11 protein-coding genes are annotated in these 11893 nt (G+C 70.2%); 8 read left to right on the forward strand and 3 right to left on the reverse strand.

The features are described from left to right. Positions 1-22: 22 nt before the first annotated feature. From ACV7NL_RS04810 to ACV7NL_RS04820, 3 genes are all read left to right on the forward strand, one after another. The gene (locus ACV7NL_RS04810; RefSeq protein ID WP_247635250.1) at positions 23-649 is read left to right on the forward strand and encodes a sigma-70 family RNA polymerase sigma factor; all 627 of its coding nucleotides are present in this window, start codon (positions 23-25) and stop codon (positions 647-649) included. 110 nt (positions 650-759) lie between these two features. Then, the gene (locus ACV7NL_RS04815) at positions 760-1554 is read left to right on the forward strand and encodes an anti-sigma factor family protein (RefSeq protein ID WP_244478477.1); all 795 of its coding nucleotides are present in this window, start codon (positions 760-762) and stop codon (positions 1552-1554) included. 409 nt (positions 1555-1963) lie between these two features. Continuing rightward, positions 1964-2869, forward strand: coding sequence for an acid phosphatase (locus ACV7NL_RS04820; RefSeq protein ID WP_056486209.1), 906 nt, complete (start codon positions 1964-1966; stop codon positions 2867-2869). Between the two features lie 183 nt (positions 2870-3052). On the opposite strand, the gene ACV7NL_RS04825 is transcribed toward ACV7NL_RS04820, so the two are convergent. Then, positions 3053-3865: a TerC family protein gene (locus ACV7NL_RS04825; RefSeq protein WP_463357055.1), complete on the reverse strand. Its 813-nt coding sequence runs from the start codon at positions 3863-3865 to the stop codon at positions 3053-3055. A 145-nt stretch (positions 3866-4010) separates the two neighbouring features. Further along, positions 4011-4934 carry a lipid kinase gene (locus tag ACV7NL_RS04830; RefSeq protein WP_056187824.1) on the reverse strand — a complete coding sequence of 308 codons (924 nt, stop codon included), beginning with the start codon at positions 4932-4934 and terminating at the stop codon, positions 4011-4013. A 767-nt stretch (positions 4935-5701) separates the two neighbouring features. Here ACV7NL_RS04830 and ACV7NL_RS04835 point away from each other — a divergent pair. The 5 genes from ACV7NL_RS04835 (at position 5702) to panD (ending at position 10063) form a co-directional block, all read left to right on the forward strand. Continuing rightward, positions 5702-6556 (forward strand): hypothetical protein, encoded by an 855-nt coding sequence (locus tag ACV7NL_RS04835; protein WP_463355076.1) that lies wholly within the window; start codon positions 5702-5704, stop codon positions 6554-6556. A 47-nt stretch (positions 6557-6603) separates the two neighbouring features. Continuing rightward, positions 6604-7890, forward strand: a complete 1287-nt coding sequence (locus tag ACV7NL_RS04840) for a thermonuclease family protein (RefSeq protein WP_463355077.1) — start codon at positions 6604-6606, stop codon at positions 7888-7890. A 119-nt stretch (positions 7891-8009) separates the two neighbouring features. Then, a complete protein-coding gene (locus ACV7NL_RS04845; RefSeq protein ID WP_056187830.1) occupies positions 8010-8990 on the forward strand; it encodes an SPFH domain-containing protein in 981 nt (326 codons plus the stop codon). Then, positions 8987-9433: an NfeD family protein gene (locus tag ACV7NL_RS04850; protein WP_463355078.1), complete on the forward strand. Its 447-nt coding sequence runs from the start codon at positions 8987-8989 to the stop codon at positions 9431-9433. Before ACV7NL_RS04845 ends, ACV7NL_RS04850 begins: the two co-directional genes overlap by 4 nt. Positions 9434-9601: 168 nt before the next feature. Beyond that, positions 9602-10063: an aspartate 1-decarboxylase gene (gene panD, locus ACV7NL_RS04855; protein ID WP_463355079.1), complete on the forward strand. Its 462-nt coding sequence runs from the start codon at positions 9602-9604 to the stop codon at positions 10061-10063. 47 nt (positions 10064-10110) lie between these two features. Here the strand turns inward: panD and rpoN are convergent, their stop codons facing one another. Further along, positions 10111-11673, reverse strand: coding sequence for an RNA polymerase factor sigma-54 (gene rpoN / locus ACV7NL_RS04860; RefSeq protein WP_463355080.1), 1563 nt, complete (start codon positions 11671-11673; stop codon positions 10111-10113). Positions 11674-11893: the final 220 nt, after the last annotated feature.

Consider the following 11893-nt stretch of genomic DNA (forward strand, 5'->3'; position numbering starts at 1 on the left):
CCTTCGCGCGCGTTATCCCTTCATGACGACCGAACCGAACCGGCCCGGCCCGACCGCCATCGTCGATCTGCTCGTTCCGCTCAGGCGCTACGCCCGCGCCCTGACGCGCGACACCCTGCGGGCCGACGACCTCGTGCACGATGCCCTGGTGCGCGCCCTCGAATCGGGGCAGGCGGCCCGGCCGAACACCAATCTGCGGACCTGGATGATGACGGTCCTGCACAACGTCTTCATCGACGACCAGCGCCGGAAGCGCGTCGAGGCCCGCCACGCCGACACGCTGGTCCAGATGAGCGAGGACATGGCGCCCCCGGCGCAGGAGGCGCAGGTCCGCCTCGCCCAGATCCGCCGCGCCTTCCTCACCCTGCCGGAAGAGCAGCGCGCCGCGCTCCACCTGGTCACCCTGGAAGGCATGGCCTACGCCGACGCGGCGGCCGTCCTCGGGATTCCGATCGGAACGCTGATGTCGCGCCTCGGCCGGGGCCGCGCCGCCCTGCGGGCCTTCGAGGAGGGCGAGCGCCAGACCAGCGGGGTCGCCGAGCGGCGCCAGCGCCTGGCCGCCGAGCGTCCACGCCTCCGCCTCGTTGCGCAGGACGACGCGGACGAGACCGATTTTCGCCGGACCGGCCGGGCCGTCGGCGACACCTGACCTTCGAAGCGAATCGGGAGGAGCGGCCAGACGGTGCCGTGTCCGCCCCCAGCGTGGCCGGGACGTCTTGTCCAGGGACGCGCCCCCTGTATCTGACCGGAGTCGACGCCATGAACCAGACCGCGATGATCGATCCGATTACCGACGACGACCTCACCGCCTTCGTCGACGGACAGCTCGACGGATTGCGCCGCCTCGACGTGGAGGCGCATCTGGCGCGCAATCCCGAGACCGCGGCGCAAATCATGGCCGAGCTGCATGACCGCGACGCCCTGCGGCAGGCCTTCTCCGTCCAGCCCGGCCCGGGCCCCGAGCGGAACCGGGCAGCCGCGCGCCGCCTCGACCGGTCCCTGGCGTGGCGCCGGTTCGGCGACCGCCTGCGCCGGGCGGCCGTGATCGCGCTCCTGGTCGGCACCGGCTGGCTCGCCCATTCCGATGGCCCCTTCCTCGGCGTGCCGGATACCTTTGCCTCCCCGGTCGATCCGGCCCTGATGGCCGATGCGCGCCACGCCCGCGAGGCGGCGCAGGTGCGGGCCCGGATCGCCGCGCAGCGGGTCGATCAGGCCCCGGCCTACGATCGCGCCGGCATCGCGGCCGCCACCGGCATCGCCCTGCCGGACCTGCCCGCCGGCTGGACCGTGCGCGACGTGCAGATCGTGCCTGCCCGCAACGGAACCGGCGTCGAGGTGATGATCGACGCGGGCGCCCTCGGCGAGGTTTCCCTGTTCGCCACCCGCGGTTCCGACCGCGGCGTCGCCCCGAGCGAGATCACCAGCCCGGGTGACGGCGAGACCGCCTACTGGACCGCCGGCCACTCGGCCTATGCGCTCAGCGGCGGCCACGATCATGCCGGCCTGGAGAGCGCGGCCCGCAGCCTCGCGGATCGCACCGCCACCAAGCTCTGAACCCGGGGCGGTCACCCAAGACGATCCGTCACCCAAGTCTGTCCGTCACCCAAGTCTGTCCGTCAGCCAAGACGATCCATCAGCCAAGACGATCCGGAGGCGGCACCGGAGGCCGGCCGATCGCCCCGGGGTTTCGTCGCGGGCGCGGGACCCCACCAACCTTCGAGACAGCCCGCCGACACGGTCCCGGGGATCGGCCTTGGCCGCCGCCGCGCCGATGTCGCCGCACGGCGAGATTGTTCAGGAAACAGGGCGCGGTTCGGTCGACGTTCAGGTCAGGAATGCCACATGCCTGTTGTCTGGGAACCCTATAGGCTCGTGGCACTTGCTGTGTTCTGACCTCCGACCCGAGATGCCGATGGCCCGCCTGTCTCTTCTCCTGACATTTGCCGCGGCCATGCCTGCGGCCATGCTCGCCACGCTGCCGGCGGGCGTTCTGGCCCAGACCGCACCGGGTCAGCCTGCTCCTCCTCAGACCTCTCCTGTCCCCACTTTTCCCGCCACCACTGCTCCTGCGCCGAACAAGCCGGCCGAGGCTGCCCAGAAGCCCACCTCGGCCCCGGCCGTTTCCGCCGCTCCCCTGACGCCGGGCAAGCCCGCGCGGGCGCCCTACCTGTCGGATGCGCAGGCCCCCGACACCGTGGCGATCCTCGGCGCCCCGCCCCGGGGGCAGTCGGCGGCCGAGGCGGCCGACAAGGCCGCCTTCGTCGCCACCCGCGCCCTCAAGGGCACCCCACGCTGGGCCCTCGCCACCACGGATGTGGCCGATGGGGCCTCCGCGATCCTCGACGATTTCGCCTGCGTGATCGGCCAGCGCATCGAGCAGTCGCGCGCCCCGGCCCTCATGACCCTGATGGAGCGTGCGCGCCTCGACATCGCCCACGCCACCCGGGCGCCGAAGCTGCATTACCGCCGGCTGCGCCCCTTCGTCGGCAACGATGCCGAGATCTGCGTGGTCCGCACCTCCGAGCTGGGCAACGCCTTCAGCTTCCCGTCCAGCCACGCGACGCAATCCTGGACCTATGCGGCGATCATGGCGGCGCTGATGCCCGAGAAGGCGACGCAGTTCTTCGTCCGCGCCCGCTCGTACGGCGAGAGCCGCATCGTCTGCGGCCTGCACTGGGCCAGCGACATTGAGGCCGGCCGCACCGCCGGCAGCGCGGTCTTCGCCGCGCTTCAGGGCGATGCGACGTTCCGGGCCGATCTCGAGAAGGCGCGGGTGGAACTCGGCAAGCTCCTGGCCTCCGGCGGTGCCGCTCCGGATCAGGCGGTCTGCGCCCGCGAAGATGCCGCGGCGCGCGAGCCCATCCTGTAGTCCGCGATTCCATCCTGTAGGGCAAAAACCAGGTCCGGACCTTCCCGACTGGGTTGCGGCGGGCGTGCGATCTCGGCGATCCCACCGTGTCGGGCGTCGACTCACCCTCGATAGGCTCTGTCGTAAACGCCGAAGGGCCCGGCCGGTTTTCCGGTCGGGCCCTTCGAGTTTTCCCGTGAAACGTTAACCACGTTCGATCAGGCTTGGCCCCCGTCCCGCTTGGAGGGGGCGGCCTGCCGGCGAGCTGGAGGTCGTGGTCGAAGACGGGCCGCGTCGCCGCCGCCGGGCCAGCATGTTCAATCCCTCCACGCCGGCCGAGAACGCCATGGCGGTGTAGATGTAGCCCTTGGGCACATGGGCGCCGAAGCCTTCCGCGATCAGCGTCATGCCGATCATGATGAGGAAGCCCAGGGCCAGCATCACCACGGTCGGGTTGGCGGCGATGAAGCGCGACAGCGGATCGGCGGCCAGCAGCATCACCGTCACGGCGGCGAGCACGGCCACCACCATGATGGGAACATGCTCGGTCATGCCCACCGCGGTGATGATGCTGTCGATGGAGAACACCAGGTCGAGGACCAGGATCTGTCCGATGGCTGCCGTGAAGCCGATGGCGGCCTTGCCCCCGAGGGTGTCATGCCCCTCCGGCTCCGGATCGACGGTGTGGTGGATCTCCTTGGTGGCCTTCCACAGCAAGAACAGGCCGCCCGCGATGAGGATGAGATCCCGCCAGGAGAAGCCCTTGCCGAAGACCTCGAAGACCGGCTGCGTCAGGGCGACGATGTACGCGATGGTGGCGAGCAGGCCGAGGCGCAGGATGAGGGCGAGGCCGATGCCGATGCGCCGCGCCTTCTGCTGATGCTCGGGCGGCAGCTTGTTGGTGAGGATCGAGATGAAGATGAGGTTGTCGATGCCGAGCACGATCTCCATCACCACCAGGGTGGCGAGGGCCGCCCAGGCGGTGGGATCGTTGGCGAGTTGAAGCAGGCTGTCCACGTTGGCCTCGTCGAGTCGGTCGGGCATGGCCGCGGATCGGTTCGCGTCGCGGAATGCCCCGGGAGAGGGGAGGGGCCGGCTCGGCCCCCGGAAGATTTCGAGAAGGGGCCATCGGCCCCGGGACGCCCTCCGCAGGTCTGCGCGATCAGGCCGGGAGGTCGGCGTGGTCCGCCGGCACGCCGGGTCGCTCGGCCGGCGCCGGGCTGAAGATCCGCACCGCCCTCGGCACGACCTTGAAATGGGCCGGCGTGTAGGTCGACAATTCGCCGTCGGTGTTCACCGGGCGCGGCTTCTTGGTCTTGACCACGATCTCGGTGGTGCTGAAGGCCCGCACGTCGGCCGCCTTGCCCTGGGTGCCCTTGCGCAGGGCCGGCAGCAGCATCAGCAGCCGCCACCAATGGGCGACCTCGAGGCTGTAGAAGTCGAGCTTGCCGTCATCGACGGTGGCCGTCTCCTCCACGGTCATGCCGCCGCCGTAGTGCCGGCCGTTGCCGACCGAGACCTGGATGGTGCGTACCGTCTCGGTCTGGCCGTCATGCTCGATATAGACCGTGAAGGGCCGCATCCGCCGCAGCACGCGGATCGCCGCGATGCCGTAGCCGAGGGTGCCCCAGGTCTTCTTCGATTCGGCCGTGAGGTCGCCGGCGAGATCCGCCGAGAAGCCGATGCTGGCGACGTTGAAGTAGTAATGCCCGTTGACGCAGCCGAGGTCGGCGGGCCGCGCCTCCGCCTCCGTGATCAGGCGGGCCGCCTCGACGGGATCGACCGGCAGTCCGAGCGAGCGGGCGAGATCGTTGGCGGTGCCGAGGGGCAGGATGCCGAGGGGCAGGCCCGTCTCCACCAGGGCGGGAGCGGCCGCGTTGAGGGTGCCGTCGCCGCCGCCCAGGATGACGAGGTCGCAGCCGGCGGCGTGACGCTTGATCACCGCGGAGCAATCGGCGTCGCCCGGCGGCTCGTAGGGCTCGATTCCCCCGGCACGCAGCACGTCGCGCACCGCGTCCAGGGAGAAGCCGCCGTTGCGGGCCTTCGGGTTGACGAGAAGAAGCGCCTTGCGGGACGGCGCGCTCATCGGAGCGCTCCCATCCGGCGCGACCGGGCTCGGCCCGGCAAAGTTCGGCCCGGCAAGATTCGGCCCGGCAAGGTTCTGCCCGGCTCGGGATCGTGGGGAAGACCGGGACCTTGAAGACAACGATGAACCATGAGGTCTGAAACCCTCCGGTGCGTTCGCGCCGCGTCAGCGCAAAAGCATGGAAGGGTCCGACATCACGGTCAACGCCTCGACCGCCAGAGGGGCCCGGACCCGCACCACAAGTTGGGCGCAGGCTTGGCAATGACAAGAGCCTCGGGCGATCACAAGAGTCCCTGCCGTCACAAGAGCCCCCGCCATCACAAGCCCCCCATCACAAGAGCCCCGGCGATCGCCAGAGCCCGCCGATGCCGCGTGCCCCCAGGCCGATCGGACGCCGGTGCGGGCCGGTCCAGTGGAAGCGGGACCGGATCGCCGGTCGATCGATGCCCGCAATCCCCGCACCCTTCCACAGGGACTGATGGAACTGGGGCCAACCGGCGGCATGCGGCGCCGGGTTCAGGGAAACTTAGCGGGCACACCCGACGTTTCATTTCGGTCGACCGGTCCGACACCCGCCTTTCCGAAATCCAGGCCGCGACCCCGGTGATGATGCCATGCGCCACGGTCCACGCTTCCACGGAATCGGCTTCGGCCGACGCGACGTTCCCGGACTCGATTCGGGCCGGCATGATCTTTTCGGTCGGCATGATCTTTTGGGTCGGCATGATCTTGTGAGCCGACTCGGCCTGCTGTCGTCGGCCGTGCTGATGAGCGCTGCCTTTTCCCTCGGACCTGCCCAGGCCCAGAGCCGTCCGGGCTGGGTCGATCCGCCGGCACGCCAGCCGGCACAGGCCGAGACGCCGGTCGCCGACAAGCTTGCATTCGGGAAAGCGGGAGTCGGAACCTCCTCGGCCGGGACCTCCTCGGCCGAGACACCGACCCTCGCCGACACTCCGCCCTCGGCGCGTGCTCAGGCGGCGGCACCCGCCCGGGACGGCACCCGGTCCGAGCGGACGCCGATGGCCTCGCCGCGCCGCCGCCTCGCCGAGCCCGCGCCCGAGGGCCGGCGCGCGCCCCGGATGCACGAGAGCCGATCCGCCTCCGATCGCCTGCACATTCGCCCGCGCCTCGCCGAGACGCCGATGGCGTCTCCGGCCATCGATTCCGAGGCCCGCTTCCCCGAATGGGCGATCGCGGCGACCCGCCTGACCGAGCGCTACCTCGACACCGTCTCGGCACCGGGTGACGCGATGGTGTCCGCCGCGCCCCGCTTCTACGCGGAACGCGTCCGCTTCCATGGCCGCACCGTCTCGCTGGCGGCCCTGATGGCGGAGAAGCGGCGCTTCGTCCGGCGCTGGCCGGAGCGGCATTATGCGACGCAGGGTGGCACCACCCGGACCGCCTGCCACGCGGCCAGCGCCACCTGCGTCGTCCGCACCACCTTCGATTTCCGCGCCGACAATCCGGCGCGCGGCGTGCGCTCGCAGGGCGTGTCCGAACTGACCCTCACCATCAGCTTCGCCGGCGAGCGCCCGCTCATCGTCGCCGAATCGAGCCGGGTCGTGCGCCGCTATGGTGCCGGGCCGCAGAGCGCTATAGCGGGGGCTCCGCGCGGTGCCTGAAGCCGGCTCGCCGCGGGCGATGCGTCATGTCCGGAGTTGTTCGCGTCTTGGATGAACGAAATCCACCCTCGCCGGTGTCGAGCGACGCCCGACGGGATGCGACGAATCCGGACCGCGCGGCCCTGCGCGCCGGGATCGCGGACGAGATCGCGCGCCAGGGCGTCCATCCGGTGGCCGAACGGACGCTGGCCCTGCTGGCGGAAGCGGCGCTCGTCGCGACCCCGGTGCCCCCGGGCTACCGGGTGATCGACCGGACCGGCGCCCCGCGCCACATCACCGACCCCGACGGCAATCCGGTGCCGATGGATGTCGCGGCCCTGTTCGCGGAATTCCGGGAGCGTCATCCCGCCCTGTTCCGACCCGTTCCCGAACCGGAGCCGGAGCCGGAGCCCGTCGTGGTTCCGCCCCCGGATGTCCGGGCCGCGACCGCGCGATACGTGGCGGCGCAATCGGTGCGCGTCCGCGCCCTGGCGGATGGGGCGGCCCGGCGCGGTCGCGCCCTCGGCGCCGCGTTCGGCGGTCGGCTGGCGACGCTGCGGCGTGATCGGGCGGCGCGTTTCGCGTCGGGTGACGCGACCTCGGCGTATACCAGCGCGTCGGATTCCGAGGTCCGTGCCCCGGTCTCTGCCCCTACACCTGCCCCTGCGCCGGGCCGGGCCGGCCTCGTCGGGGACCGGGTCCGGGACGGCGCGCGCCGCGCCGGCGGCTATGCCCGCGGCCGGATCGTCGACAACGCGTCCCGCCTGCGCGAAGTCACCCGCGACCGCAACGTCCTGCGGGACGCCCTGTCCCGCCCCGCCCTGCTGCTCGGCATCGGCGCCATCGCCCTGGTGAGCCTGGCCGCCCTGCTCGGTGGACGAATCACGGCCCTCGATACCGCGCCCTCCGACGCCCCGCCCGTCGAGGCTGGAAGCTCCGCGCAGCCTCCCTCCCAGACCTCCGCCGCGACGCCGTCGCCCAGTGCGCCGGACATGAGCCCGGCCCCGGCCGAGGAGGCCCCTCCGAAGCGGACCGCCACCAACGAGATCAGCGGTCCGGTGGAGGTCATCGACACCGCCACCCTTCGGGTCGGCGGCAAGCTGGTGCGGCTGTTCGGGGTCGAGTGGGTGCGCGGCGGACAGGCCGACGAACTCATCCGATATCTCGCCGGGCGCACCGTGACCTGCCAGCCGGTGGCCGGCAGCGAGGCCCGGCTCTGCGCGGTGGACGGGCGCGACCTTTCGGAGGTGGTGCTGTTCAACGGCGGTGGCCGCGCCTCCCCCGAGGCGACCCCCGACCTCGTGGCGGCCGAAGATCACGCCCGGGCCGAACGTCTGGGCGTCTGGGCGCGCTGACCGCGATCCCCGACGGCGTGCGACGAACCGGCTGGTTCGTTCGCCACCAGCGTTTGCTTCCGCTTGCGTCCACCGGTCCCGGCGGTCTCAATGCCGGCGGGAATCGGGGGGCTCGAAGAATGGATCTGTCTGTGGGGGTGAGCATCGCGGCGGTGGTGCTGGTGGCGCTTGTCGTCGTCACGCTCGCCATCGGCATCAACATCGTGCCGCAGGGCCACGTCTACACCGTGGAGCGGTTCGGCAAATATCATCGCAGCCTGGAATCCGGGCTCGGGTTGATCGCGCCCTACGTCGAGCGCATCGGTCGGCGGGTCAACGTGATGGAGCAGGTCATCGACGTGCCGAGCCAGGAGGCCTTCACCCGCGACAATGCGGGGGTACGGATCGACGCGGTGGTCTTCTATCAGGTGCTCGATGCGGCGCGGGCCTCCTACGAGGTCTCGAATCTCGAAGTCGCCATGATGACCCTGACCATGACCAACATCCGGACGGTGGTCGGTTCGATGGACCTCGACCAGTTGCTCTCCCACCGCGACGAGATCAACGAGCGCCTGTTGCGGGTGATGGATGCGGCGGCCTCGCCCTGGGGGGTGAAGATGACCCGCATCGAGATCAAGGACATCGTGCCCCCCGCCGACCTGGCCGGCGCCATGGCCCGTCAGATGAAGGCCGAGCGCGAGAAGCGCGCCTCGGTTCTGGAAGCGGAAGGCCACCGGCAGGCGGATATCCTGCGCGCCGAGGGACGCAAGCAATCGGCGATCCTGGAGGCGGAGGGCCGCAAGGAAGCGGCGTTCCGCGATGCGGAGGCGCGTGAGCGCGGCGCCGAGGCCGAGGCGCGGGCGACGCAGCTGGTCAGCGAGGCCATCGCCAAGGGCGACATCGCGGCGGCGAACTTCCTGGTGGCCGAGAAGTACGTGGAGGCGGTGAAGGCGATCGCCACGGCCCCGAACCAGCGCGTCGTGGTGGTCCCGATCGAGGCCGCGGCCCTGGCCGGCACCCTCGGCGGCATCGCAGAAATCACCCGCAGCGTCTTCGGCGAGGGCGCCCAGGCCCGAAAGAGCACCGGCTTGCCTCCGAATGTCGGGGGAGCCGGCCGATGATCGCCGCGTTCGTGGCAGCGATCGGGCCGGCCTGGACCTGGATCCTCATCGGCCTCGTGCTGATGGGAACCGAACTCATCGCATCCGGCGTGTTCCTGCTCTGGCTCGGCCTCGCGGCCCTCGTCACGGGCCTGCAGATCCTCCTCGTGCCGTTGCCCTGGCAGGGCCAGCTCCTGCTGTTCGCCGCATTGTCGGTGGCTTTCGCCGTGGTTGCGAGCCGCCGCACCCAGGCCGGCGCCAATGCCTTGAATCAGGGCGCTCAGGGCCTCCTCGGGCGCGACTACCCGCTCGCCGCCGCCATTGTCGATGGCGAGGGACATATCCGCGTCAACGACACGCTCTGGCGCGTCGCGGGGCCCGACGCGCCCCTCGGCATACGGGTCCGGGTGACGGGGGTCGAAGGCACCCTGCTCACGGTGGTGGCTCTCCCGGCTCCCGTGTGACGCGGCTGTGCTTTGCGCCGGCTGACGGGGGCGTTCCGGCGTGTTCCGGTTTGCCTCGGGGTTGCCTTTCGTCGGCCAGCCCACTCATGAAGCCGATGCCGGCGTCGGTCGGGCGCAAGAGCCGCGATGGCTGCCCGGCGCAGCCCGATACCTAAAGGAACCCGAGCAATGCAGAGTTTTGTCCGCGCCAAGCTGCACGGCATCAGGGTCACGGGGGCCGACCTCAACTATCACGGCTCGATCACGCTGGACGCGGATCTCTGCCGGAAGGTCGGACTCGATCCCCTCGAGTTCGTCGAGATCTGGAACAAGATGTCGGGCGCGCGGATCAGCACCTACGTCATCTACGGACCGGCCGGTTCGGGCTGCTGCATCCTCAACGGCGCGGCCGCCCGGACTTGCCAGGTCGGCGACGAAATCATCATCGCCTCCTCGACCTATGGCACCGTCGACGACGTGATGGCGCGCAAGCCGCAGGTCCTGATCTTCGGAGACGGCAACACCGTCACCGATCGCGTGATCTACGACGTCTTCCGCGACGCGGAGGGACGCATCGACATGCGGATCATCGAACCGTCACAGGACGTCTCAGCGAAGCCGCAGATCGCGCATCGTATCCGTTTCACCTGAGGGCCGCGGAGCCCGCAGCTCAGAGCCCGCAGCTCAGAGCCCGCGCCTCAGCGCCCCGCATAGGCAAAGTGCTCGCGCCGGCGCTCGATCGAGGAGGGAATTCGCAGAGATTCCCGGTATTTCGCCACGGTACGGCGAGCGATGTCGATGCCTTCGTCACGGAGCTTCTGGACCAGGGCATCGTCCGACAGCACGTCGCTCGGGGCCTCGCCGTCGACGAGTTGCTTGATGCGATGGCGCACCGCCTCCGAGGAATGAGACGCGGTGCCGGCAGCGCCCGGAATCGCCGCGGTGAAGAAGTACTTCATCTCCAGCGTGCCCCGGCTGGTGCCGATCGACTTGTTGGAGGTCACCCGCGAGACGGTGGATTCGTGCATGCCGATGGCCTCGGCTACGGTCTTCAGGTTGAGCGGGCGCAGGTGCGCGACGCCGTGCAGGAAGAAGGCATCCTGCTGGCGCACGATCTCGGAGGCGACCTTGAGGATGGTGCGGGCCCGCTGCTCCAGGCTACGGGTCAGCCAGTTGGCGGTCTGAAGGCATTCCGACAGGAAGGCCTTGTCGCCCTCGGCGGCCGCTCCGCGTGAGACGCGGGCATAGTAGCTCTGGTTGACCAGGACCCGCGGCAGCGCCTCGGCATTGAGCTCCACGAGCCAGGAGCCGTCCGGCGCGGCGCGCACGAACACGTCCGGGATCAGCACCTCGACGGCGCGGGCCCCGAAGGCGCGGCCGGGCTTGGGATCGAGCCGGCGCAGCTCCGCCAGCATGTCGACGAGATCCTCGTCATCGACGCCACAGAGCCGACGAAGCGCCGCGAAATCGCGCTTGGCCACGAGGTCGAGGCGCGAGACCAGCGCCTGCATGGCGGGATCGAAACGGTCGCGGTCACGCAGCTGGAGTGCGAGGCATTCGGCGAGATCGCGCGCAGCGATCCCCGCCGGCTCGAAGCTCTGGACGAGCTTCAGCACGCGGGCGACCCGGTCAAGCGAGGCGCCGAGGCGCTCGGCCACCGCGTCGATCGATTCGCGCAGGTATCCGGCATCGTCGACGGCGTCGATGAGAAATCCGCCGATCAGGCGGTCCATCGGGTCGCGGGTGGCGAGGTCGAGCTGGGCGCCGAGATGTTCGCGCAGAGAGACCTCGGCGGTCAGCGTCGCCTCAAAGTCGGGGGCCTCCCCCTCGAAGCTTCCGCCGGTGTTGCCGTAGGGAGCCGGTGTCAGCGAGAGCATGTCACCGGAGGCCGCTTCGCGCGCATGGCTCGGATTCTCGTCCGAGAAGACATTGTCGAGGCGGGTGTCGAGGGCACTTTCCATGTCGGCGCTGCTCGCCGTCAGCGTCGTGGCGATCCACGGCTCGTCGCCACCGTCGTAATCGCCATCCTCGCCATCTCCGGCCCGATCGACGGAGGATTCGGAAGGTGTCTCACCGGGGGGACGTTCGATCTCGGCTTCGCCCTCGGCGCGTTCGAGGAGAGGATTGCGCTCCAGTTCGGCATCCACATAGGCGGCGAGATCGAGCTGGGACAGTTGGAGGAGCTTGATCGCCTGGAGAAGCTGAGGCGTCATCACCAGGGCTTGGCCCTGGCGCATTTCCAGCCGTTGCAGCAGACTCATGGTTGTGGCCCCGGAGTGAGTCGCGCCTTAGGCCAGCCGCGCACGTCGCCGTGAGCCCCGCCTCGGCACAGATCTTGCTTCCTTTTCGCAGTTCCCAGGTGTAGCGGCAACCCGAGCACACGTCAAAGCGTGCCGGGGAACATTTGCTCGCAAATTAGGCACGTCACCGAAACACCACAGGCGTCCGACGCTCAAGCGAGGGCTGAACCTCGCATTGTGC

The organism is Methylobacterium sp. Ger2507 (assembly GCF_055231875.1).

Coding starts and splice junctions, on each gene's coding strand:
- ACV7NL_RS04810 (WP_247635250.1), top strand. CDS start 23: ATGACGACCGAACCGAACCGGCCCGGCCCGACCGCCATCGTCGATCTG.
- ACV7NL_RS04815 (WP_244478477.1), top strand. CDS start 760: ATGAACCAGACCGCGATGATCGATCCGATTACCGACGACGACCTCACC.
- ACV7NL_RS04820 (WP_056486209.1), top strand. CDS start 1,964: ATGCTCGCCACGCTGCCGGCGGGCGTTCTGGCCCAGACCGCACCGGGT.
- ACV7NL_RS04830 (WP_056187824.1), bottom strand. CDS start 4,934: ATGAGCGCGCCGTCCCGCAAGGCGCTTCTTCTCGTCAACCCGAAGGCC.
- ACV7NL_RS04835 (WP_463355076.1), top strand. CDS start 5,702: ATGAGCGCTGCCTTTTCCCTCGGACCTGCCCAGGCCCAGAGCCGTCCG.
- ACV7NL_RS04845 (WP_056187830.1), top strand. CDS start 8,010: ATGGATCTGTCTGTGGGGGTGAGCATCGCGGCGGTGGTGCTGGTGGCG.
- ACV7NL_RS04850 (WP_463355078.1), top strand. CDS start 8,987: ATGATCGCCGCGTTCGTGGCAGCGATCGGGCCGGCCTGGACCTGGATC.
- panD (WP_463355079.1), top strand. CDS start 9,602: ATGCAGAGTTTTGTCCGCGCCAAGCTGCACGGCATCAGGGTCACGGGG.
- rpoN (WP_463355080.1), bottom strand. CDS start 11,673: ATGAGTCTGCTGCAACGGCTGGAAATGCGCCAGGGCCAAGCCCTGGTG.